Below are 25,534 nucleotides of genomic sequence, written 5' to 3' on the forward strand. Positions count from 1 at the left end.
ATGTCTATAAAAGAATTTGTTCAAAAATTTTACAAGTCAGATGCCTTAATTGATAGCGAAATCATGAAAGCTTACTTACATCCCGAAGTAAAGTTAGACTGGAACAGCACTAAAGGACTAATCGAAATGGATTACGATTCTATGATGGCTATGGCAAATGAGCTTAGTCGAGCTTATGTTCGTTCGAAGGTTAGAATTAGCCATATCATTGCCGAAGAAGACTTAGTTTCAATACGATATTCTCACTTTGTAAAAACGATTGAGAACCCTAGAGAAGAGATGTTATTAGCTCATTTTGCCACAATTTGGCAAATAAAAGATGATAAATTATATCGCGGTTATCAAATGAGTCAATTTTCTTAATTTTTTTAAAGACAAAAAGGTTAAAATACGTTACAAAACCTTACTTTTGCATCACAATTTTAAAAACTACATAAAATATATATCATGAGTGTTTTAGTTAATAAAGATTCCAAAATAATTGTTCAAGGATTTACAGGTAGCGAAGGAACTTTCCACGCTTCTCAAATGATTGAGTACGGTACAAATGTTGTTGGTGGTGTAACTCCGGGTAAAGGAGGAACAAGCCATTTAGACCGTCCGGTTTTTAACACAGTAAAAGATGCTGTAGAACAAGCCGGAGCGGATACATCTATCATTTTTGTTCCGCCAGCTTTTGCTGCTGATGCAATTATGGAAGCTGCTGACGCTGGAATTAAAGTAATTATTGCTATTACTGAAGGAATTCCTGTAGCAGATATGATTAAAGCTAACAACTATGTTAAAGAAAGAAATTCAAGATTAATCGGACCAAACTGTCCTGGTGTAATTACTCCGGGTGAAGCTAAAGTTGGTATTATGCCAGGTTTTGTTTTCAAAAAAGGAACAGTTGGTATCGTTTCTAAATCAGGAACTTTAACTTACGAAGCTGCTGATCAGGTTGTAAAACAAGGTTTAGGAATTACTACTGCTATTGGTATTGGTGGAGATCCAATTATTGGAACTACAACTAAAGAAGCAGTTGAATTATTAATGAACGACCCAGAAACTGAAATCATCATTATGATTGGTGAAATTGGAGGTCAATTAGAAGCTGATGCTGCTAAATGGGTAAGAGCTGATGGTAACCGTAAACCAGTTGTTGGTTTTATTGCGGGAGAAACTGCTCCAGCAGGTAGAACAATGGGTCACGCAGGTGCTATTGTTGGTGGTTCTGATGATACTGCTGCTGCTAAAAAACAAATCATGAGAGACAACGGAATTCACGTTGTTGATTCGCCAGCTGAAATTGGTAAAAAAGTAAAAGAAGTACTTGGATAATTCCGGGTATTTAAAATAATAAATTCCAAAAAAGTCTCAATATTCTGTTGAGACTTTTTTACATTTAAAGTCCTGAGGGATAAATCAAAAAAACTTAGTATCTAAGTATCTCAGCATCTTAGAAACTTAAAAATAAAAATATGTACAAAGAATTAGAAAAATTTAAAGTAAACAGCAGCTTTACTTTTACAATTGAAGACAGTTTAGAACAAGTTTGTAACGCTCCTGAAGGAGGTGCTGGTGTTTTTGTAGTTTATGCAGTTGAAGGAAATACAAAAGAATTGATCATGGTAGGATCTACCGGAACTGTTCAGAATGATGGTACTTTGAAAAGCAAAAACGGCGGATTGTACGATAAAATTGTAAACGGGCATCAATTTGCCAAAACAGGAAGAAAATACTCTTGGCCGGCTCAAATGAAATTAGAAAATATTACTGCTCTTGAAGTAGTTTGGTTCGAAACTTTCAATGCAGATTCAAAAGGAATTCCAACTACAGTAGAAGGACAGGTTTTGCAAAATTTCTTAGATGAAAATGCAAAATTGCCAAGATGGAATGTAGCTTTCTAGAAGAAACTTCAATATAAAATTGTCGAAAGCCTTGCTAAATATTTTAGTGAGGCTTTTTTTAATAAATTCGTTGCAAGAAGAACATTTGGATTTCTTGCAAACCTTTTTGATTAGTTGGGCTGTAAGCCCTAAAGCACAAACATAGTGCAACGCACTATGACTAAATCAATGGAGCACATTGCCCTGAAGGGGCAAGAGCATGCTTAGGCCATAATTATAAATGCGTTTTTGTTTGAGATTCGGCTTTCGCCCTTTCAGGGCTTGAAAAAAAATGTTTTACCATGCAATAGTGCTTTGCACTATTCTATTGCTATGGCTCTTTCAGAGCAAGTCTTTAAAACTATGCTTGTGTACTCAATATAGGTTTATAAATGATTATTTGCTGATAAATTTTTCAAACCTTGACATCATTTCATCTTTCTCTTTCAACATACGCTCGTATAACGCCATTTTTTCGTCATATAATTGAACAATTTTATCAATAGCATTGAAAGAGGGTTGATAGCTAAATCCAGAAGCGTCAGCATTATCTTTAAAATCTTGGAATGAATAAGTATTTGCTATAACATTTATTGCTTGTTCTTCATCAAAGTTCTGAAAAGCTTCAACAGGAATCTTTAGTAGTGCAGAAATTTGTTTCAACAAACTATCTTCAATCACTTCTTTCTGCTCCAGCATAGAGATTTTCTTCTGATTCCATTCTTCTCCCAGATCATACACTAATGCTTCCTACTTTATGTTAAGCATTTCTCTAAAAAAGTTTTACGTTTCTTCCCTGATGTATTTTCTGTTCCATAACAATTATCAATTTTCTAAAGACTCAAAGATAAGGTCTTGGCTAAGTTTCAAGGATAAAAAAACATCCCGTAAAACATCCCTTTTGTCAGATATTATAGTCAAATTTCAAATAGATTATCCTTTTGAAAAAATAGAGCTTCGCTTAAGATTCTTTTTGTTAATCTCCAGTTTATTTTTTTATCATATTTCAATTCGCAATTTAAATTTAACAATAAAGACCTCTTTTTCAAGTAAAGCCAAAATTGTAACAATGTAACAAATTAAAATAAAGCGGAAACTGTTATTAAAGATAATGTTAAAAAATAACAATAAAACTATGGTGATAAAATCTGACATTTAGAAAAAATAAAGCAATACTTTTAATTTTATTTTTCAGTGCTAAACCCCGTGTTTTCAGTAAAAAGTGTATTTATTGGTACGTAAATTCCTCTCTTTTTTTATTTTCGAAAATTTGTTTTATATATATGCTTTTATATATTTATCGCACAGATATAAAGAATATTGTTAACAAATCTTATTCTTTGTGTTAAAAACAAGTGCTTATTTTCAAGAATTCTATTGCAATTTTATATGAATACCAAAACTCTACAATTCAAAACTTCTGACGATCTTACGCTTTGGACTAACTTGAAAAATGGAGATGAAAAATCATTCTCTCTGTTGTTTGAAAAATACTATGGTGATTTGGTAAACTACGGAAATTCGCTTTCTCCAAATGCTGAAAAGGTACAAGATTGTGTTCAGGATGTTTTTACGGATATTTGGGTTTACAAAAACGGGCTTCAAAGTTCAGTTGTAGTAAAAGCCTATTTATTGTCGAGTGTGCGCAAGCGTATTGCACGTTTGTACGAACGCGATCATATTTTCCGCAAGTCAGCAAGCACAGATTCCATTGCTTTTCTTTTAGAATTCTCGGTAGAACACGATCTCATGGATGACGATTATGCTACAAAAGAAAAAGTAGTTCATTTGAACAAATTATTAAACAATTTACCGGCAAGACAAAAAGAGGCCCTGTATTTAAGATACCATCAAGGCTTAACAGTTGATCAGATTGCCGATATGCTAGAGGTAAATTATCAATCAGCAAGTAACTTACTACACCGCGGTTTACTTACTCTTCGCAAAGAATGGAAGGGTAGTGTTTCGTTAATTCTTCTTCTTTCTTCAGCTACTTTTTAATTTTATTTATACAGAATTAAAAAAAAATCATAATTTGGTGAGTATATAATAAGAAAGCCGTCCTCTATGTTTTTGTAACCCTATTTCTAGATGCAAAAACGTAATAAATATACCGAAATTGAAGATTTCTTATCTGATGAATCATTCCAGTCCTGGATCTTATCCAAAATAGACAATGATGGTTGGGAAGAATGGACTTTAGAGAGTCGTCAGCGTGCTAAGCTGGTAGAAGACGCGAGATTATTGTTGTTGGCCATGAAAGTACCGGATCAGCCTATATCTCCTGTAGATCTACATCATGCTTTGCAGGCCACCTGGATTAAAATCGAAGAGAAAGAGAATCAGAACAATTCAACCCCAAGTTCCAAGATAAAATTTCTTAAGAAATATTTTCTTAGTGGTATTGCCGCTGCTTTAATTCTTGGTTTAGGATCAATTTGGTTATATAACAACCAAATAGTCACCGTTGGCAGAGAAGTAACCTACAATGAGTTGATTAGTGAAAACAACGAGGGATTGGTAGAACAAACTAATAATTCAGACAAAGCTCAAATTATTACTTTATCTGATGGTAGTTCGGTTTTATTACAGCCTAATAGTAAACTTAGTTACCCTAAGATCTTTACCGGAAATGAAAGAAAGGTGTACTTATCTGGCGAAGGTTTCTTTGAAATTAGTAAAAATCCTAAAAAGCCTTTCTTTGTTTACGCAAATGAAATTGTTACAAAGGTAGTCGGAACTAGTTTTAGAGTCAAGGCCTATTCTGATCAACCTGATGTTGAAGTTTTGGTTCGCACCGGTAAAGTAAGGGTAAAATCAAACGACCTGGTTGCAAAGTCAGATGATCATGAAGTTGTTTTGTTACCAAATCAGGCGTTACGTTTTCAACGTAAAGATTTAAGTTTTAATAAAATTACAAATATCACTCAGGATATAGTCCTTACCCGTAGTGTCGGAAATATTGAGCAGCTCAGCTTTGAATTTACCGATATTCCGGTATCACAAATTTTTGAAACGATAGAGCAGGCCTACCTTGTAGACATTGATTACCCCAAAAATAAACTCAAAGACTGTCATCTTACCACTTCACTTAGTGATCAGCCTTTGATGGAAAAATTAAAAATTGTCTGTAACAGCATTGGCAATAAGACCACATTTGAAATGAATGGAAATCAGATTGTTATAATATCTGATGGATGTAACTAATCACATTTTACAACTGTAATTGTAAAGTTGAGTTTTAAAATTTAAAGAATCGAAAAATAACCAAAACAAGAAAATTAAAGCGCCTATGTAAAAGAAAATGCATAAAAAAAGTGCCGAAATGCTGTAACATTATCGACACTTAAATGAATCAAATTACTCTCTGTAAAGAGTAATTGAGGATGTTTCTTAAAATACACTCGAATCAGTATTAATCAAAACAAACCAAAATTATGAAAAAACCAGTTGTTAAACAACGATTACTCCATCGAATCATGAAAATAACACTATTTCAGTTTGTTCTGGCACTTGTGTTTTCAAGTGTTGCCATGGCAAATGATGTAAATGGACAAAAAAAGTTAGATACTAAAGTTACAATTAATATTACAAATTTAACTTTAGACAATACATTGTCTAAATTACAAAAGTCTGCAAACGTAAAATTTTCTTACAATTCAAGATTGCCACAACTGAATCAGAAAGTTAGCATAGATGCTAACGATGAAACATTGTCGAGTATTTTGAATCGAATTTTATTGCCATTTAATATCACTTATACCGAAGTAAGCAATCAGATTATTTTGCAAAAAAGTGCTTTGTCAGATCCTTTTACAGGTGTTGAATCAAATAATTCTTTGTTTGAGAGCTTAACAGCCGCGGGGCCAATTATTAAGGGTACAGTTACAGATGTTAGTGGTAGTCCGCTACCTGGAGCTACTGTATTGGCTAAAGGAACTAAAATCGCAGTACTAACAGACTTTGATGGTAAATTTTCTATCGAAATGCCAACAAACAGCGACAGGCTTGTGATCTCTTATGTTGGAATGGAGACTAAAGAAATCGGGATAACCAATACAAATCCGGTTGTGGTTTTAAATGAAGCAGGGCAAAATCTAAAAGAAGTTGTAGTTACTACAGGTTACGAAAAAACTTCAAAAAGAACTTTTACAGGAGCAATCAGTAAAATTTCCGGCAGTGAATTAAAAGTCGATGGTGTTGTAGATGTAAGCAGAATGATTGAAGGTAAAGCTGCCGGTGTTACTGTACAAAACGTTACAGGATCTTTTGGTTCGACACCAAAAATTACTGTTCGTGGATCTTCTTCTATTTTCGGAGATACAAAACCTTTATGGGTTATTGACGGGGTTGTTCAAGAAGATATTATCAACGTATCATTTGCTGATTTAGCTTCCGGAAATTCAGCAACATTATTAAGCTCTGCTGTAGCGGGTTTGAATGCTAATGATATTCAAAGTATTGAAATTCTTAAAGATGCTTCGGCCACTTCAATCTATGGTTCAAGATCTTTAAATGGGGTAGTAGTTGTAACTACTAAACAAGGACGTAGAGACTCTCCTCTAAAAGTAACTTATTCTGTTGAAAATACAGTGAGAACTGTACCAAGTTATACTCAGTATGATATTTTAAATTCTCAGGAATCAATGAGTATTTTTCAAGAGATGAGAACAAAAGGTTACCTTAATCAAAGTTCGTCTATTACTGCAAGATTTAGTGGTGTTTATGGTATTTTGGCTAAAGAAGTTAATCGTTATAATGAATCTAACGGTCAGTATGGCGTTAGAAATGAGCAGCCATACATCAATGAGTTTTTGCAAAAATATGAATTAGCAAGTACAGACTGGTTTAAAGTTTTATTTAGACCCTCTATCACGCAGAATCACTCCTTAAGTTTTTCAGGTGGTGGAAAAAATAATACCTTTTATGGTTCTCTAGGATACTACACAGATCCGGGATGGACTTTGGCTGATAATGTAAAACAGTTATCATCAAACTTAAAAGGAACATTCTTTATTAACGACAGATTAAATATTACTTTATCAACACTTGCTTCTATACGTGATCAGGAAGCACCAGGTACATATGAAAGTAAAAATGATGCTGTGTTTGGTAAAATAACCAGAGATTTTGATATTAACCCATTTAATTATGTATTAAGTACAAGCAGAACGCTTAGACCTTATGATGAAAATGGTAATTACGAATACTACCAAAACAACTGGGCTCCTATGAACATCTTAAAGGAGTTGAAAAATAATACTATGGGGATAAAAGTAAACGATATTCGTTTTCAAGCTGACATAGATTATAAAATAAATAAAAATTTGACCTATAACTTTACGGGGTCTGCGCGTTATGCCAATACATCAAGAGAGCATAAAATTTACGAAGATTCGAATGTAGTAGGGGCATATAATGCAGGTGTTGGTGCGACTCTAAATACTCAAATCCAAAAGGATAATGTGTTCTTGTACCAAAATCCAAATGATTTAACAGCACCAAAAATATCTGTATTGCCAAATGGTGGATTTTTAAGAAAATACACCAACGATATGACTTCTTATAATGTTAGAAATAGTATTACCTACAGAAACACCTTGAATGACAAACATGAATTAGAAGGTTTCTTTGGTACAGAGTTTAGATCAGTAGACAGAAATAATGACAATTTTACTGCTGCAGGAATTCAATACGAAAAAGGACTTAGTGCTTTTATTGACCCTAAATTAATTGAAAAGTTAGTAAACGAAGGAAACTCTTACTACGATTTTGGAGCTGAAAGAGAGCGAACAGTTGGTTTCTTTGGAAAAGTAGGATATACTTACGATCGTCGTTATACAGGATCTATTACGGGTCGTTATGACGGGTCTAACAGACAAGGAGATACAGGATCATCAAGATGGCTTCCTACCTACACCTTAAGTGGTAAATGGAATATTAAAGAAGAAAATTTCATGAAGAATGTTGAATCTGTTAACACTTTAGCGCTTAGAGCCTCATACGGTTTAACAGCAACAGCAGGTCCTGCTACAAATTCATTGGCTATTTACAAAAGTTTTATCACAAACCGTTTTAATACCGGAGACAGAGAAAATGCTATAAACATTGCGGATTTACAGAATGCAGATTTGACATGGGAAAAACAATTCGAAACCAATATTGGTTTAGATCTTGGATTGTTCAGAAACAGAGTACAAGTAACTACAGATGTTTACAGACGTAAAGCATTTGATCTTATTGATTATGTAATTACTTCCGGTGTTGGAGGACAATCTGTTAAGCAGGGTAACAATGCCGATATGGAGACTAAAGGTATCGAGTTTGGTTTTACTACTCAGAATATTGCTGCTAAAGATTTTAAATGGTCTACCACATTAAATTTTTCTGTTTATGACCAAAAAATTACAAAATTAGCCAACAGACCAGCAGTATTTGATTTGATAGCTTCAAATGGAGGTAACACAGTAGGTCATCCTAGAAACTCCCTTTATTCTTATCAGTTTACAGGTCTGAATCCTGAAGGATTACCAACTTTTAAATTACAGGATGGTGCTGAAAATAATATTACAGAAGCTAATTTTCAGGACACTAACAATGTAATGAAATATTTAAAATACGAAGGATCTGTTGAGCCAAATAAATCTATTGGTCTTGCCAATACGTTTACTTACAAAAACTGGTCATTATATGTTTTCATCGTAGGATCAGGAGGAAATAAAATCAGATTGAATCCCGTGTATAATAATGTTTACACAGATCAGACTGTTTTCACAAAAGAATTTGCTAACAGATGGATCAATCCAGGAGACGAAAACTTCACCAATGTACCAGTTATTGCAGATCGATTGTTGAATAGAAATTATGGTGAGAACGACTTACAGATTGCCTACAATACTTATAATTTTTCTGATGTTAGAATTGCAAGCGGTGATTTTGTAAGGTTAAAGAATATTTCTCTTGGCTGGGAATTTCCAAGTGATTTTAAGAGAAAGTTAGGCGTTAGCAGCTTTACTCTTAAAGGATCCGCAGTTAATCCATGGTTGATTTACTCCGATAAAAAATTAAACGGACAAGATCCTGAATTCCGTAATACCGGAGGGGTAGCTTTCCCTATTACAGCCCAATATACTTTTGCAATAAATATTTCATTCTAATACTAAAATTGATTATGAAAAATATAAAAATAACACTATCACTAGTATTGCTGATTGGTTTTAGCAGTTGTGATGATTTCCTTTCAGAAGTACCAGATAACAGAACACAGATAGATACGCCTGAGAAAATATCCGAATTATTAGTTACAGCCTATCCTAACGCTTCCTATTTTGCACTTGCAGAAGCTATGTCTGATAATGTTTTTGACTCAGAGTTAAAACAGGCTGCGAATGTAAACAATGATAACAGCTATAATTGGGAAATGCAAAATCAGATCGGAACAGATACTGAAAATGGATTTTGGATCGGATCGTACGAAGCTATCGCGGCTGCCAATCAGGCATTGGATGCCATTGAAAAATTAGGCAGTCCAACAAGTTTAAATCCACAAAAAGGGGAGGCTTTGATTGCGAGAGCCTATTCTCATTTTATGTTGGTTTCATTATGGGCGAATCGTTACAATCCTGCAACAGCCGGATCAGATTTAGGAGTTCCGTATATTACAAAACCGGAAACAGCCTTATTGGTACAATACAAACGTAATACAGTAAAAGAAGTTTTCGATTTTGTAGAACAGGACATTATAGAAGGTTTAAAATATGTAACGAATGATTATAAAGAACCTAAGTTTCACTTTAACAGGGATGCTGCCAGAGCCTTGGCATGTCGTTTTTACTTAATAAAAGGGGATTGGGACAAAGTTCTTGAATTTTCTGAAGGACTTGGTTCTAAACCAACTAAAATTAGAAGTTATCTTGCATTTAATGCTGTTCCTTTCTCTCAAATGCCTTTAGAATACTCTAAAGCAGAGCAAGAAACCAATCTCTTAATTGCTTATCCTAACTCAATTGCAAACAGAGCAGGTGCTTACCGATTTGCTCTTGCAGGAAATAAGTCAGATGAAATATTAGGAAATCAAACCAATATGTGGGGTAAACCAAATTTAATTAAAGCTCAGGGTCAATATTACAGCGGAGTACTGGTTGTGGTTCCTAAACTTTACGAATATTTTAAAGTTACAAACCTAACATCTGGTATTGGAGAGCCTTATACTGCTACCGTTTTACTTAGCAATGACGAGTTGTATCTGAACAGAATTGAAGCATTAGTCATGAAGAATAGGATGGCAGAAGCTAATATTGAATTAGGATACTTTTTAGGAACCAGAACATCAGGATACAATGCTGCAACAGATCTATTCAATGAATCAGTAGTACAGGCTAAATATCCGGTAATCTCAAATGAGTTTACTCCGTTCTATACCTTAAGCCCACTTCAGGCTTCCTATATAAAAGCATTAGCAGAGGCAAGAAGAAAAGATTTTTTACGTGAAGGACTTAGATGGTTTGATATCAAACGTTTTAATCTGGTTGTAACTCATAATACACTTGAGTTTGGTAAAGTAATTCGAAAAAACGTCTTAGAGAAAGACGACAAACGAAGAGCATTACAAATTCCGCTTAGAGCTTCAGATAATGGTATTGAAAAAAATCCTAGATAATTTTTAATTAAAGTATAGTATGAAAATAGTAAAAACATATAAAATAGCACTAATGGCAGGGGTCTTACTTCTTGCATCCTGTGCTCATGAAGTGCAGCCAAAAGAAAGTCAATTTGATTTTTCAGCACTGTCAAAAACAGATTTAGATAAATGGATTGGGACCACTTTCTTAAACCCTTATAATATAAATGTATATTATGAGTGGAATCAAAATTTAGTTGATAATACTAAATATCTATTCCCACCACAGGTAGATAAAGTTCAGCCGGCAATGGAAGTGGTAAAGAAAATCTGGGTGGACAGTTACACCAAGATTGGCGGAGTGAATTTTGTAAAGAAAATTGCTCCTAGAGAATTTGTACTTGTTGGAGGTGTTAATTTAAACACTAACGGAACAGTAACTTTGGGATTAGCAGAAGCCGGTCAAAGAGTTACGCTATTTGAGGTAGATAAACTTAATAAGAAAAACAGAGCTAATGTTACACAGTTTATTCACACCATTCAGCATGAATATGTGCATATTTTAAACCAGACTAAGCCATTTGACGAGCAGGCCTGGTCAAAGTTAACTCCGGTAGGTTATACTTCTACATGGTATACAGAGGCCCTTTCAACTTCAAGATCATTAGGTTTTATAACCAGTTATGCAAGATTAAACATTTATGAAGATTTTGCCGAAACTGCCGCTACAATTTTAACCAGTTCAAAAGCAGAATACGATGCCATTTTGGCGGGTGTTACAGATGCTACTGCTAAAGCAAATATTAAAGCAAAAGAGGCATTGGTTGTAAAGTATTATAAGGATTCTTTTAATATAGATTTCTATGCCTTAAGAGATGAAGCTCAAAAAAACACTGATGTTGTAGTTAATAACTAAGGACAATAAATTTTATAAAAATCATATTATGAAAGCAAAAAATATATATAAGTATTTAGCGATTTCTTTTATAGCTTTATTACTGGGGTCTTGTACAAGCACAGAAGTAGACGCTAAATTTGATAAAAATGCTACAGAAAGATTAAGTTCCCGTCAAAAAGAGCTGAACGATGTTTTACTTTCATCTTCAGAAGGATGGAAAGCAGTTTATTATACAGACAGCACACAATTAGGGGGGTGGACACATTTATTTAAATTTCTTCCAGAAGGAAAAGTAGATATGGCCTCCGATTTTAATAGCCTGACAGGAACTTACAAAAGTCAGTACGAAATTCAGGTCGGTAGCACTGTAAGTTTAGTTTTTACAACCGAAAACAGAATACATCTTTTGTCCGATGCAAATAATTCTCCAACAGCGGCACTTTTAGCCAAAGGATATTTAGGAGATTTTCAATTCTTTTATTATGGACAAAAAAATGGAGACATTATTTTTAGAACCAATAGAAACGGACACGAAGTTCGTTTTGTAAAAGCGACAGCAAAAGATTGGACAGATTTAGCTAAAAACACGCCAATAATAAATGCCATAACAGGAGATGAAGTAAGTCCGCTTTATAGATTATTACAGATTAATGACGGATCTACAATTCAAAACTATGATTTTGATTATAATACAGCTGCGCGTTTTGGAGTGGCAACATCTTTATTGACAGGATCAAATGACGTTCAGAATTTAGCTTTGGCTTTTACACCAACGGGAGCTACAGTAAAACCGGCACTTACAGTAAAAGGTCAAAAACTAACTAATTTTGTGTATGATACCGCTACTAATAATTTTGTTGCAACAGGAACTGGAGGAGTAAGTGCAACTCTTAAATTTAGCAATGTCCCACCAAGGTTAACAGATGATTATAAGATACTGCTTCCGGGGAAGATTTCTGCCAGATTGGGATACTTTGTTGATGATTATACAGAGGATGCATCAACAAACTCACAATTGTTTATAAATGAGTTAGCAAAAATTAACGCAAGCTTACCTAAAGGTGTAACCATAGCATCCGTTCAGCTTTACTTGAATCACTCGCTTGGAAATTTCATTTATTATACGTTCGCAGGTGGTCAGCCTGCAATTTTTCACTACATAGATGTTGTGGAAGACGCACCAAACCAAAAGATCATTCTAAAACATAAGTCTTGGAATGGAAACACAACTGCTGCAGCTCCAGCATTCTTGGCTAGTTTTGATAAAAATCTTGTCAATACCACTGGTGTTTTTGTCAAAAAAGAAAACTTCAAGTTAGGATATACCAATACAGTTTATACGTTTACTAGTGCGTCAAGTTCATTTAGAATGACAACCTGGCTGCTTTAAGTCGAACCTAAAAAAATGCATTGTAGTCTTTTAGAAAGAGCAGCTACAAACTACAATGCGTTTTGTCTTTATTTTATTTTATTTTTATTTTGAGTTGAGGCAGCCCTAACGGGCTGCTTTTTAAGTGAGAAATCAGAACAACTCGTTTTACTTGATTTAGAAACCAAACTAATATGTAATTTAAGAATATCTTTAGGTCTGAAACTCAACGGACAAAAAATGATTGAGATAATCAACTGTTAAATAACCAATTTTATGATGTTAAAAACTATTTTAAATTTCTCAGGAGTTGAAGTACTAGGCAAAGAAGAACTAAAAAGAGTAAACGGAAGCGGTGGAGTAAGATGTACTATTCCATGGACACCTTTTCCTTATAACGGACCATGTATTATGCTCCCTCCTGAACAACCGGTAGAACCAATATGCAGAGCAACAATAGATGGCGTGATTTGTGAGTAGTTTTTAAGATGTGTCGTCTTTAAAAAATGATATTCAACCCATACTAATAATTGAATAAATGGCTTTTAAGACAAAACACCTAACTAAAAGCAGTCTCTTTCTTTGCGTTAATTATTAATTTTCAGATGTTAACACCATTGATTACACTGCATTTCTTTTGAAAACTAAGAGAGATAAATCTTCACTTGTTAGTCCATTTTTTTATAGATTAAGAAAAACCGTTTCATAATTTGAAACGGTTTTTTTATGATTATTAGTAAAGAATCATTCTTAATCCTAAATTATGCCGTGACTTAATTTTTTTAAAAAGGGAATTATCATATATTTGACAAGTCATTCACAGCACTGTTTTTTACTCTTTTTTCAAGAGAAAGTAAATAGCTCATTAGCTGGAAATAATATTAACATTAATTTTGAATATGAAATTACTAGAAGGAAAAGTTGCCATTATTACGGGCGCTAGTCGTGGAATTGGAAGAGGAATTGCTGAAGTTTTTGCTAAACATGGCGCAAACGTTGCTTTTACATACAGCTCATCTGTAGCTTCTGCAGAAGCTTTAGAAGCTGAATTGAACGGTTTAGGAATTAAAGCAAAAGGATACCAATCAAATGCTGCCGATTTTAATGAAGCACAAACTTTTGTTGATGCAGTTTTAGCTGATTTCGGAACCGTAGATATCTTAATTAACAATGCCGGAATTACAAAAGACAACCTGTTAATGCGTATGTCTGAAGCAGATTTTGATCAGGTTATTGATGTAAACCTGAAATCTGTCTTTAATATGACAAAAGCAATTCAAAAAACCTTTTTGAAACAACGTTCAGGATCCATCATAAATATCAGCTCAGTAGTAGGAGTTTCAGGAAACGCAGGGCAAACTAACTATGCCGCTTCAAAAGCGGGTGCTATTGGTTTTACTAAATCTGTAGCATTAGAGTTAGGTTCCCGTAACATTCGTTGCAATGCAATCGCGCCAGGTTTCATTGAAACGGAGATGACTGCAAAATTAAACGAAGATGTGGTAAAAGGATGGAGAGAAGGAATTCCATTAAAAAGAGGAGGAAGCGCAGAAGATGTTGCTAACGCTTGTCTTTTCTTAGCTTCAGACTTAAGTGCGTATGTCACAGGACAAGTACTTAATGTTTGTGGAGGAATGCTTACCTAATAAGTTGATTGTTGATGGTTTGTTGTTTATTGTTCTGCAGCCATAAACTATAAACAAAAAACTCTAAACCATAAACAAAATAATATATGACTACAAACACGATTCTATTAATATTACTTTCTTTAGTAATCGCAGTTGGTTTGTCGTATTTTCAATATTTTTTTAAAGCCAAAAACAAATCCAATGTGATTTGTTTTTTGGCTTTTTTACGTTTTTTAGCCATTTTTGGATTATTGCTTCTACTAATAAATCCAATAATGACCAAAAATGCACTGGAAGTTATCAAAACTCCGCTTGCAATTGCTGTAGACAATTCAAGTTCTATTACCGCTTTAAATTCAAATAAAAAAGTAATAGAATTGCATCAAAAATTGATGTCGAATCCTGCTCTTCGGGATAAATTCGAAATTCAGTCCTACCAGTTTGATGCCGATTTTAAACCTTCGGAGAAGTTTGATTTCAAAGGAAAACAAACCAATCTTGACGAAGTTGCCAAAAACCTAAAAAGCATCAATAAAAACCTGATTTTTCCAACTGTAATTATAACTGACGGAAATCAGACTACAGGAAACGATTATGTCTATCGTTTTGATCCTGTCAATAAAGTTTATCCCTTGGTTGTGGGAGATACAACCACTTTTTTAGATCTTAAAATCAATCAGCTTAACGTAAACAAATACGCTTTTCACAAGAATAAATTTCCGGTAGAAGTATTTCTTCAATACGCTGGAGACAAAGCCACGAATGCTGATTTTACAATATCACAAGGAGGGAAGGTCGTTGCCAAAGAAAAAGTTTCTTTTTCTCCCTCTAAAAAAACAGCAACCTTAAACTTGCTTTTACCAGCAGATAAAGTAGGCCTACAAATTTTTAAGGCAGCAGTTTCTTCCAATATCAAAGAGAAAAACAGCTACAATAATATCAAAAATTTTGCTGTCGAAATCATTGATCAAAAGTCAACGGTTGCAATCGTTTCTGCCATAAATCATCCCGATATTGCAGCCTTAAAACGTTCGATTGAAACCAATGCCCAGCGTAAAGTGATTCTGGTTAAGCCAAACGATATCAATCAGCTACAAGAAGCTTCTGTTTTGGTTTTATACCAGCCAACGACAGCATTCAAGGCCATTTTCGATAACAATAAGCTTGCCGGAGTAAATACTTTTATCATAACGGGCAACAACACTGACTTTAATTATTTGAATCAGCAGCAAAAAAATCTGGTCTTTAAAATGAGTGGTCAGAGAGAAGATTATCTGGCAGAATTTGAATCGCAGTTTAATCTGTTTGCTGTAGACAATATAGGTTTTGAAAATTTTCCGCCACTGCAAAATTTATTCGGAACGGTGACAACGAATGGAAATGTATCAGTACTGCTTTCTTCAAAAATAAGAAATGTTTCGACAAATGCACCATTACTGGCCTTTACAGAGAGTCAGGCAAAAAGAACTGCTTTTCTTTTAGGAGAAAACAGCTGGAAATGGCGTCTACAAAGCCATATTGACAATCAGTCTTTTGAGAAGTATGACGTTTTTATTGATAAGGTTATTCAGTATCTGGCTTCAACTACTTCCAAAAAATCTTTGGTAGTTACACACGAAAGCTTCTACAATTCCGGTGAAGCTATTGTGATCAATGCGCAGTACTTTAATAAAAACTATGAGTTTGATGAAAAAGCAAGACTTACGATTACCGTAACAAATGCAGCAACCAAACAGGTAAAAAACTACGACTTGCTAAAAGGAAACAACTCTTTTTCCGTAAACCTGGATGGACTTTCAACTGGAAAATATAACTTTACCGTAAAAGAATTAAACACCAATACTTCTTATTCAGGTCACTTTGAAATTTTAGATTTTGATATCGAAAAACAGTTTGTAAATCCGGATGTTCAGAAATTAAAGCAATTAGCCTTACAAACCAACGGAAAAGCTTTCTTTGAAAATCAATCAGATGATTTAATTCAACAGCTTTTAGAGAACAAAGAATACAAATCGATCGAAAAAAATATTTCCACCAAAACACCTTTAATTGATTGGGTTTGGCTGTTGATTTTAATTGCTTTGGTATTGACTGCAGAATGGTTTATCAGGAAATACAACGGGTTGCTTTAACCAATCATTTAAAAGCCATAGGTAAACCGTAAAACTTGAAACTTGAAACTTGAAACAGAATAACTAAAAACTAAAGCAAATGGATTTCAGGCTAAAAGTATTCTACACCGTTGCACTCCGTCTTAACTTTACCAAAGCGGCAACTGAATTATATATTTCACAGCCAGCGGTTTCCAAACACATCCAGGAACTTGAAGAAGCTTATAAAATCAAGCTTTTCGAACGAAACGGTTCCAAAATTGCTTTAACTCCGGCAGGAGAAATTCTGCTCAAACACACCAAAAACATCTTTGAAATCTATCGTGAAATAGACTTCGAAATGAGCAGTTTTATTAACGATCGTCAAGGATTACTGAGGCTGGGAGCGAGTACAACCATTTCTCAGTACATTATTTCACCGGTATTAGCACGTTTTCATCAAAAACAAAAAGACATCAAAGTCAATTTGCTCAACGGAAATACAGAACAAATTGAGAATGCCTTAATCCATAAAGAAATCGAAATTGGAATTGTCGAAGGACAATCCAAAAATCAATCAATAAAATACACTCCGTTTTTAAAAGACGAACTGGTACTGGTGTGCAATACCAAAAATCCGCTGATCAAACAAAATGAAATTTCATTAGAAGATCTGAAATCGATGAAATTTATCACCCGTGAGCGTGGATCTGGAACACTTGAAGTTATAGAATACTCTTTGAAACAAGTTGGGATAAAAATAAGTGATCTGCAAATCGAAATGCAGTTAGGAAGTACCGAAAGCATCAAATCATATCTCCTAAATTCGGATTGCCTGGCTTTTATGTCCATTCACGCAGTAGGTAAGGAACTTAAAAACAATGAATTAATGATACTTGATATCGCTAACTTATCTGTTGAACGCTACTTCTACATCATTACTTTACTGGGTAAACCAAATGCATTAACCGAGCTTTTTATCCAAAATTTGTCTTCTTATTATAACTTAGAGTTATAGCCAATCGCGTTTTACGATTGGTAATATTGATACAAACGACGGACCTTTGTAGAAGAAATATCAAATTACTTATTTTGAAAACGAAACAACAAACATCGGTACATTTTTTTGAAATTAATCCCTACCTGCAACAGGCAATTTTTGCTTTTATCATTGTTCTATGCTTATTTTCAATCATTTCACCTCCAATTGCTTTATTATTAGGGGTAATTCTGGTAAATGTCTTTGGAAATCCATTTGAAAAGTTCAATGCAGTAGCGATTACTTTTTTACTTCAATTTTCAGTGGTAGGTTTAGGCTTCGGAATGAATGCGACCGCAGCGCTCTCTGCCGGAAAAGAAGGATTCTTACTTACTATATTATCCATTTTCAGCACTTTAATTTTGGGAACTTTCTTAGGGAAATGGTTAAAAACCGAGAAAAAAACCTCTCATTTAATTTCTTGTGGAACAGCTATTTGCGGAGGAAGCGCCATTGCGGCCATTGCACCAGTAATTAAATCTAATGAAAATCAGACCTCAATCGCTCTGGGGGTTATTTTTATTCTGAACTCCGTAGCATTGTTTGTTTTCCCCTTTATCGGACATCAACTCGACTTGTCACAAAAAGACTTTGGATTATGGTGTGCCATAGCCATTCACGACACGAGTTCTGTCGTAGGAGCAGCCAATAAATATGGTACAGAAGCACTACAGATTGCAACTACGGTGAAATTAGCCAGAGCCTTATGGATCATACCGATCTCTCTCTTAACTGCTCTGCTTTTTAAGAATAAAAACTCTAAAATCAAGATTCCGTATTTCATAGGTTTATTCATTCTCGCCATGCTTTTCAATACTTATGTACCTCAAACGGCTGTCCTGGCACCACCTATTGTTTCGATTGCCAAAATCGGTCTTACGATAACTTTATTCCTGATAGGAGCTACATTAAGTATCAATACTTTAAAATCAGTTGGAATTAAACCTTTACTACAAGGAGTTGTTCTTTGGATATTTATTGCGGTTCTGGGGCTTGTATCGATACTATTTTTCCACTAAAAAGAAATAGCTATTTCACATTCAAGAATTTAACAACAGGCTTATCCATCAGCTTATACTGTTTTCCTTTAAACGAATAACGTCTTTCGATCTCGAAATTAAACTTCTTTTTAGTTTTGGCCATTGCAGCAATTTCATCGGGTAAAACGACTTCAAATTCATCATTAGCCTGAGCAGCTTTACTAAAGGAACCGTTTGTTTTAACGATAATATCCTTAAAGTGTTTTTTCTTTGTATCCTTTACGACCGTATAAGAACCGGACCATTCTACGCTCGCCACATTGGTGAGTTTATAATTGTAAGACTCTAAAATAGGCTGATACCTTCCGTCAAATCCGGCAATCAGATAGAGAATCCCCTCAAATGGACCGCCCGCACCACCATTTACATGGGTGAGTGTAAAGGCGAACTGATCTTCTCCAATTTCTATCAATTTTGGAGAAGGTGCCTGAGAAAATGAACCAAACGCCGCTACAGCAGGCTGAAAAGACCTCATTTGCCATATCTTATCATTTTTTGCAAACTTAGCAACGCCAACAAGTCCACCAGAAAATCGCCCAGTCTGCAGCCCGTCTTCGTCGTAAAAAGAATGGTTAAAAAGCAGCAATTTAAACTGATTCCCTTTGGAATCTGTATAATCAAGAGTACCCAAAACCCTGGTGGCAACGCCATTTTCATAAGGAAACAACTGATCGCCTTCGACACCATTGACATCAATATAGGCGGTAGGTTTGCATTTGCTGCATTTCCAACTTATAAAAGTATTATGGTCGGAGAGATTGTATATTTTACCCGGAAACAATTGCTGCATCGTTTTCACCGAATTGAACGGATCCGCGACCTGTAATGTTCTTTTGGTATTCAGAATCGTATCTTGAACATTCTTCAATTCGACAATATCTTCTTGTGCAAAACTGCTGGAAGTGTAGAGCAGGAAAAGAATTCCTATAGAAATCAGGCGCATATTTTTAGATTTAGATAAAAAGTAACGAATTTACGAAGAAACTTTTAATTTGAATTTCAATTACTTCGGATTCAAAAAAAAATAAATGAAGCTAATTTTGCAATCTTTACGATTATTCACTTTGAAATGTACATAAATAAAATAAATTTGCACCTCTAACAAAAATAAAAATGAAAAACTTAAAAATGAAACCAAGACTAATTGCATTATTCGCATTAGCAATTGGTTTTTTGACATTATCCTGGGGGATGGTGGGTCACGAACGTATTAATAAAGCCGCAGTTATGGCTTTGCCACACCCGCTTCAGGTATTCTTCTATAATCATATAGATTTTATTACACAGGAAGCCTCTGTACCGGACATTCGAAAATATGCCTTAAATTATAAAGACGAAAATCCTAGACATTATTTTGACATGGAGAGTTTTGGTAACCCAGCAGATTTCCCACAGACTTTAGAAGCAGCAAAGCAAAAGTACGATGCCAAATTCTTAAACGAGAACGGAATCCTGCCTTGGTATATCGAAGAGATGATGGTAAAACTAACAAAAGCTTTTAAAGAGAAGAACAGAGCTGAAATCTTGTTTTTAGCAGCAGATTTAGGTCATTACGTTGGTGATGCACACATGCCATTGCATACTTCTTCAAATCATGACGGACAATTAAGCGATCAAAAGGGAATTCATTCACTTTGGGAAAGCAGACTTCCTGAATTATTTGTTAAAAACTACAGACTAAACGTTCCGCAAGCACAGTACTATGAGGATGTTCACAAAGCAACTTGGGATATGATTAATGATACTCACAGTTTAGTTCAGCCTTTGCTGGATGTGGATAAAAAGCTAAGAACAACAACTCCGGAAAATGAGACTTTTAAATTGGATGCTGAAGGGAAAGTACTAAAGAGCAAATACAACACAGCTGTTTTCTCTGACGAATATGCTAAAAAACTGCACAAAGAATTAAACGGAATGGTGGAGAATCAAATGAAGAAAGCCATTGCAGCAACAGCAAGCTTCTGGTATACAGCATGGGTAAATGCAGGAAAACCTGATTTAAGTGATTTAGATGCATTTGAGCTGACACAAAGAAACAATCAAGCTTTAAAAGATGACGCCAGATTATTTCAACAAGGAAACTTATTTGGAATGAAAAATCAGAATGATTAAATTAGTTTACAGTCTCAGTATTCAGTAGCAGTCATCGTCTTTGAACTGCGTTTAGTTTACAGATTGCAACTAATTTATTAAAATAAAAATAGCCTCAAATTCTAATGAACTTGAGGCTATTTTTATTTTAGTCTTTGTTATATAGTTTTTCCCAAAGACTTCATTTACGATCAATACCGCAACAGTAAGTAATATTCAAACTGAGACCGCGACTGAATACCGCGACTGAGTACTGAGACTGAGTACTGAGACTGAATACTGAGACTGAATACTGAGACTGAATACTGAGACTGAATACTGAGACTGAATACTGAGACTGAATACTGAGACTGAATACTGAGACTGAATACTGAGACTGAAAACTAACGCTGATACTTCTTCTCTTTAAGCATATAGGAAGCTGTTTGATAAAAAGAAATGGTTTCTTTTACCAGATCAGCTCTCTCTGTTTTCATCGGAGTTTCGTTGTAATCAATCTGAAATTCAGGAGCAATACCCGGTTTCGGATTAATTTGCACATTAAACTGTTTTACCTGCTGCTTAGGCGACAAAATCGTCAAAACATTGTCTTTTAGTAGTCCCATGTCCTGATAAGTAGCGATAAAAGCTCTTGGTTTATAATCCGGTTCTAAAACGTCCTGACCGAAAAACTTACTTTCGTAATTAAAATTTAATAATCCAAAGAGCGTTGGCATAACATCTATTTGCGACATTAACTGATTGTATTTTTGAGGTTTTCCATTCGGATCATAAATAAACCCCGGAATTCTATACTTATCTAAAGGAAGCTCAGTTTTTCCTGCACTTGAGGCACAGTGGTCGGCTACAATAACAAAAATGGTATTCTTAAACCAAGATTGTTTGCTTGCCATTGCAAAAAATCTTTTCAACGAATAATCTGTATATTTTACACCACCTTCACGAGATTTTGCATCACCCGGAATATCAATTTTATTATTTGGATACGTAAAAGGTCTGTGGTTACTCACCGTCATAATATGATTAAAGAAAGGCTTGTTTTCCTTTTTCTCAGCATTCATAACCTTTATCGCTTTATGGTACATATCTTCATCACAAACACCCCAAACATTGGAGAAAGTAATTTCTTCAGGTGCAAAACTTGACTTGTCTACAATTTCATAACCATTTCCGGAAAAGAAATCCTGCATATTATCAAAGAAAGCATCTCCGCCATACAAATATTTCACCTTATATCCTTTTTGCTTAAAAACAGCTCCGGTAGAAAATTTGTTCTTATTATCTTCTCTTTTCACAACACTTTCACCGGCAGTTGGAGGCAAGCATAAAGTAACCGCTTCCAGTCCGCGAACTGTTCTGTTTCCGGTAGCATACAAATTGGTAAAAAGAAGACTCTTTTGAGCCAAACTATCTAAAAAAGGAGTAATATTTTCCTCATTTCCATACATCTTCATAAAATCGGCACTATAACTTTCAATAGTAATCAGAACCACATTTTTATGATTTTCAAGCGAATCTCCGGTGATAGTTCTTTTAGTACTGTTTCCTTTAATAGTAGCGAACTGTTGTTTTAGTATCGCAAAAGCCTCTTCATTAGGTAACGTTTTATAAAAATCAAAGTAATCAAGCTTACTGTTCACAAATGCTAAGTAAAATTTATAGATACCGTTAGCCTGTAATTCGTTAACAAAAACATTCTTTGAATTTTCCGTTTTTGCCAGCGTTGGAATCGCAATTAGTGAAACAGCAAATGCTCCAAGATAGATAGCCGTAATTTTTAGTTTCTCACTTATAGTCGGAATATGGTCAATATAGTTTCTGGACTTTTTAACAATAAAGTAAGTCACAATTCCAGTCACTAAAAATAAAGCCGAGAACAAAGGAATAACGGGATAGGACTCCATAATATTTCCAATAACCTCAGTAGTGTAAATCAAATAATTTACCGCAATAAAATTATACTTCACACCAAACTCATTCCAAAAGAAATATTCACTTAAACCATTTTGCAGAATTAGTAAAACATACAGGAACATTACAAATGCAAACAACCAATATCTGATTTTATCTCTTAACTTAGGAAGAAACAACAAAAGTGCAAAGAGAGCCATCTTAATTCCGATAAAAATCATAACAATCATTGGCAAAGCACCTCCATACTCGTCAAAGACACTTTTTCCGGAAGCTGCATAGATAAAAAGAACTGCAAAAATCCCAAGAATTATATAACCGGAAGGTTTATTATACTTAGAATTGGATATGAAAATTAGATAAAGCCATAAAAAAACACTTGCCACAACAAAAACAAAAAAATCAGAAATAAGCCCCAGGACAAAGATTTTTAAGCTTTGAATAATGGTAAATGAACTTTGTGTTATAGGATGAAAAAACAAAACAATTCTTAACAGAAAACTAACGATAAAATAAAATATCGCCAGATTGTAAATTGGGGAAAACTTTTTTGAAAGGGACATTAATAGCTTTTTAAGTTCAGAAATTATTAATTTAAAAGAGTTATTCGTTTGCTTAATATTGTAAAATTAGCAAAAATAACATACTTTTTTTAAGAATAAACAACGAGTAGTCTCTTTTATAGTCAAATATGAGAATAGTACCTATTTTGACTTCTGTTTCAAGCAAAAATAATCCCATTAAATTAATTCAGAATAAAGTTATGCTTTTGCCTTTCTTAGTGTTAACTTAAGGTTTACTTAAGCAGGTTAATTTTCGGCTATTCTAATGGTATTAAATCCTTTCTGACCTCAAAAGTCTTATCTTTGAAGGTAGATAATTACAGTTCAACTAAAATTACACTATTAAAATGCACATTCTAATCGTTGAAGATGAGTTAGGTATTGTTCAGTTTTTGCAACAAGGTCTGCAGGAAGAAGGATACCAGATTACGACAGCCAATGATGGCTCTAAAGCTTTTGAGCTGATTCACAGCCAACACTTTGATTTGATTTTATTAGACTGGATGCTTCCTAAAATTAACGGATTAGATTTGTGCAGAGCCATTAGAGTTAAAGATCAGAAAACCCCAATTATCTTTTTGACCGCTAAAGATACTGTACAGGAAACAATAGAAGGCCTAAAAGCAGGAGCAAATGACTACATTAAAAAACCTTTTAGCTTTGAGGAATTGGTGGAACGCATCAAAATACACTTTAGAAATCAAAAAGGATCAGAAGATTTGACTTTGGGAACTATCAAAATAGATTTGTTAAAGCATACTGTTCTAAAAAACAATGACGAAGTTGCACTGACCCAAAGAGAATTCGAACTCTTAAAATATCTTATTCAGAACAAGGGAAAAGTCTGCACACGAAATCAAATATTAAAAGATGTTTGGGAAATAAACTTCGAATACGACACTGGTGTAATCGATGTTTTTATGAATGCCATCAGAAAAAAACTCAATTTAAAAATTGAAGAAGATTATATTAAAACGATACGCGGTATCGGATATATTGCAAACGATTTATAAATGACACAACTTTCTTTTAAAAACAGAATTGCTTTAAATTATATCATTACAACGGGATTATTAATTTTAGCCGTTTTCTCCGTCATTTATTCTATTGTAAAACATACGGTTTACAGTCATATCGATGAAAAAATAAAAGTTGAAATTCAAAATCACCTCCAGGAAATTAAAGAGGTTAAGGGAAAGGTAATTTTAATTGATGAAGAAGAATGGAACGAAAGAGAGCACAACACGGTAGATGTAAATCCGGTTTTTGTAGAGTTCCTTGATCTGAATAAAAAAATCATTGAAAAAGCGCCGAATCTAAAAACCCAAACTCTTACCTTTAATGATTCTGTTGAAGATTTTGAACTCTTTGACACTAAAATGGGAGACCATGCGATCCGACAAATTCAGGTTCCGCTTCATCTTAAGGAAAAGAAAATTGGATATGTGATTGTTGCCATGTCCCTGGCCGATTCTAAAATGGTATTGAACAACCTGTTTGATATCATGTCACTTTCTTTTTTAGGGATTTTGATCCTGTTATTTTTCATTGCCAGATTCTTTGCGGGACGAAGTATAAAACCCATCAATGAAATCATTAATACCTCAAAAATCATCACCAAAGACAATTTAAAGGCACGTATCGCATTGCCGAGAACTAAGGATGAATTGTACACGCTCTCGAAAACGATAAACAATCTTTTAAACCGAATTGAACATGCAATTGAACGCGAAAAAGAGTTTACCTCTGATGCTTCTCATGAACTAAGAACGCCTCTTACTGTTATTAAAGGAACACTTGAAGTGTTAATTCGTAAACCTCGAGACAATAAGGAATACGAAGATAAAATAAACTATTGCATAAAAGAAGTCGACCATCTGAATATGCTTGTAGATCAACTGTTGTTGATGGCTCGTTTTGAAAATCAGAAGAAAAATATTAATACCGAATCTGTTTATCTAAATGCGATAATTTTAGACGTTTTCAGATTAAACTCCGAAAGAATTAACAATCAGCAGATCAAAATTAAATTTGATACTCGTCAGGATTACTATATTGAGTCGGATAATTTTTTAGTCATTACCATACTTAGAAATATAATTTCCAATGCTATTAAATATTCGCACAGTGGAGGAGAGGTAACTGTTCTGCTCTCCGAAGAAAATGAAAAGACAATCTGCAGAATTTCGGATAACGGTATTGGTATTGCAAAGCAAGATTTAGACGCTATTTTTAGTCCCTTCTTCAGATCCAATTCTACAGAACATCCGGAAATTAAAGGAACCGGATTAGGGCTTTCCATCGTAAAAAGGGTAACTGAATTACTTCATATCAAGTTTAAAATGGAAAGCGAAATAGGGGTCGGTACTACCGTAATTTTATACTTTGATCAAAATAAAAAAGCACTATTGTAGATT

The 25,534-nt window shown here is 34.3% G+C and carries 19 protein-coding genes and 1 pseudogene; 17 read left to right on the forward strand and 3 right to left on the reverse strand.

Features of this window, described 5'->3' with window-relative positions; genetic code table 11:
- The 3 genes from LNQ34_RS19575 (at position 1) to LNQ34_RS19585 (ending at position 1,889) form a co-directional block, all read left to right on the forward strand.
- Positions 1 to 363: a nuclear transport factor 2 family protein gene (locus LNQ34_RS19575; protein WP_202704250.1), complete on the forward strand. Its 363-nt coding sequence runs from the start codon at positions 1 to 3 to the stop codon at positions 361 to 363.
- 84 nt (positions 364 to 447) lie between these two features.
- Entirely contained in the window at positions 448 to 1,320 is an 873-nt protein-coding gene (gene sucD, locus LNQ34_RS19580) for a succinate--CoA ligase subunit alpha (RefSeq protein WP_017497509.1), read from the forward strand.
- Between the two features lie 140 nt (positions 1,321 to 1,460).
- A complete protein-coding gene (locus tag LNQ34_RS19585; protein ID WP_202704527.1) occupies positions 1,461 to 1,889 on the forward strand; it encodes a hypothetical protein in 429 nt (142 codons plus the stop codon).
- A gap of 375 nt (positions 1,890 to 2,264) precedes the next feature.
- Here LNQ34_RS19585 and LNQ34_RS19590 read toward each other — a convergent pair.
- Positions 2,265 to 2,685: pseudogene (locus LNQ34_RS19590) on the reverse strand (XRE family transcriptional regulator).
- Between the two features lie 572 nt (positions 2,686 to 3,257).
- On the opposite strand from LNQ34_RS19590, the gene LNQ34_RS19595 reads away from it, so the two are divergent.
- From LNQ34_RS19595 to LNQ34_RS19645, 11 genes are all read left to right on the forward strand, one after another.
- Positions 3,258 to 3,869, forward strand: coding sequence for an RNA polymerase sigma factor (locus tag LNQ34_RS19595; RefSeq protein WP_230000945.1), 612 nt, complete (start codon positions 3,258 to 3,260; stop codon positions 3,867 to 3,869).
- Between the two features lie 90 nt (positions 3,870 to 3,959).
- Positions 3,960 to 5,075, forward strand: a complete 1,116-nt coding sequence (locus LNQ34_RS19600; RefSeq protein WP_202703268.1) for a FecR family protein — start codon at positions 3,960 to 3,962, stop codon at positions 5,073 to 5,075.
- A gap of 230 nt (positions 5,076 to 5,305) precedes the next feature.
- Complete coding sequence (locus LNQ34_RS19605; protein WP_230000946.1) at positions 5,306 to 9,025, forward strand: SusC/RagA family TonB-linked outer membrane protein; 3,720 nt, start codon at positions 5,306 to 5,308, stop codon at positions 9,023 to 9,025.
- A 14-nt stretch (positions 9,026 to 9,039) separates the two neighbouring features.
- Positions 9,040 to 10,527, forward strand: coding sequence for a RagB/SusD family nutrient uptake outer membrane protein (locus LNQ34_RS19610; RefSeq protein ID WP_230000947.1), 1,488 nt, complete (start codon positions 9,040 to 9,042; stop codon positions 10,525 to 10,527).
- A gap of 19 nt (positions 10,528 to 10,546) precedes the next feature.
- On the forward strand, positions 10,547 to 11,404 hold the full coding sequence (locus LNQ34_RS19615; RefSeq protein ID WP_173967755.1) for a zinc-binding metallopeptidase: 858 nt from the start codon (positions 10,547 to 10,549) through the stop codon (positions 11,402 to 11,404).
- A 28-nt stretch (positions 11,405 to 11,432) separates the two neighbouring features.
- On the forward strand, positions 11,433 to 12,776 hold the full coding sequence (locus LNQ34_RS19620) for a DUF4302 domain-containing protein (RefSeq protein ID WP_202703265.1): 1,344 nt from the start codon (positions 11,433 to 11,435) through the stop codon (positions 12,774 to 12,776).
- A 255-nt stretch (positions 12,777 to 13,031) separates the two neighbouring features.
- Complete coding sequence (locus LNQ34_RS19625; RefSeq protein ID WP_202703264.1) at positions 13,032 to 13,235, forward strand: hypothetical protein; 204 nt, start codon at positions 13,032 to 13,034, stop codon at positions 13,233 to 13,235.
- A 419-nt stretch (positions 13,236 to 13,654) separates the two neighbouring features.
- Complete coding sequence (gene fabG / locus LNQ34_RS19630) at positions 13,655 to 14,401, forward strand: 3-oxoacyl-[acyl-carrier-protein] reductase (protein ID WP_017497500.1); 747 nt, start codon at positions 13,655 to 13,657, stop codon at positions 14,399 to 14,401.
- An 86-nt stretch (positions 14,402 to 14,487) separates the two neighbouring features.
- A complete protein-coding gene (locus LNQ34_RS19635; protein WP_230000948.1) occupies positions 14,488 to 16,515 on the forward strand; it encodes a hypothetical protein in 2,028 nt (675 codons plus the stop codon).
- A 79-nt stretch (positions 16,516 to 16,594) separates the two neighbouring features.
- On the forward strand, positions 16,595 to 17,491 hold the full coding sequence (locus LNQ34_RS19640; protein WP_230000949.1) for a LysR family transcriptional regulator: 897 nt from the start codon (positions 16,595 to 16,597) through the stop codon (positions 17,489 to 17,491).
- 74 nt (positions 17,492 to 17,565) lie between these two features.
- Positions 17,566 to 18,531: a YeiH family protein gene (locus LNQ34_RS19645; RefSeq protein WP_202703261.1), complete on the forward strand. Its 966-nt coding sequence runs from the start codon at positions 17,566 to 17,568 to the stop codon at positions 18,529 to 18,531.
- A 10-nt stretch (positions 18,532 to 18,541) separates the two neighbouring features.
- Here LNQ34_RS19645 and LNQ34_RS19650 read toward each other — a convergent pair whose 3' ends face one another.
- Complete coding sequence (locus LNQ34_RS19650; RefSeq protein WP_230000950.1) at positions 18,542 to 19,495, reverse strand: hypothetical protein; 954 nt, start codon at positions 19,493 to 19,495, stop codon at positions 18,542 to 18,544.
- Positions 19,496 to 19,665: 170 nt separating this feature from the next.
- Between LNQ34_RS19650 and LNQ34_RS19655 the strand changes: the two genes are divergently transcribed.
- Positions 19,666 to 20,664, forward strand: a complete 999-nt coding sequence (locus LNQ34_RS19655) for a zinc dependent phospholipase C family protein (RefSeq protein WP_202703259.1) — start codon at positions 19,666 to 19,668, stop codon at positions 20,662 to 20,664.
- Positions 20,665 to 21,026: 362 nt separating this feature from the next.
- On the opposite strand, the gene LNQ34_RS19660 is transcribed toward LNQ34_RS19655, so the two are convergent.
- Positions 21,027 to 23,117, reverse strand: coding sequence for an LTA synthase family protein (locus tag LNQ34_RS19660; protein WP_202703258.1), 2,091 nt, complete (start codon positions 23,115 to 23,117; stop codon positions 21,027 to 21,029).
- Positions 23,118 to 23,464: 347 nt separating this feature from the next.
- On the opposite strand from LNQ34_RS19660, the gene LNQ34_RS19665 reads away from it, so the two are divergent.
- Both LNQ34_RS19665 and LNQ34_RS19670 read left to right on the forward strand, forming a co-directional pair.
- The gene (locus LNQ34_RS19665) at positions 23,465 to 24,130 is read left to right on the forward strand and encodes a response regulator transcription factor (RefSeq protein ID WP_230000951.1); all 666 of its coding nucleotides are present in this window, start codon (positions 23,465 to 23,467) and stop codon (positions 24,128 to 24,130) included.
- Positions 24,131 to 25,531: a sensor histidine kinase gene (locus tag LNQ34_RS19670; RefSeq protein WP_230000952.1), complete on the forward strand. Its 1,401-nt coding sequence runs from the start codon at positions 24,131 to 24,133 to the stop codon at positions 25,529 to 25,531.
- Positions 25,532 to 25,534: the final 3 nt, after the last annotated feature.

The organism is Flavobacterium lipolyticum (assembly GCF_020905335.1).
In the GTDB taxonomy this organism is placed as follows: domain Bacteria; phylum Bacteroidota; class Bacteroidia; order Flavobacteriales; family Flavobacteriaceae; genus Flavobacterium; species Flavobacterium lipolyticum.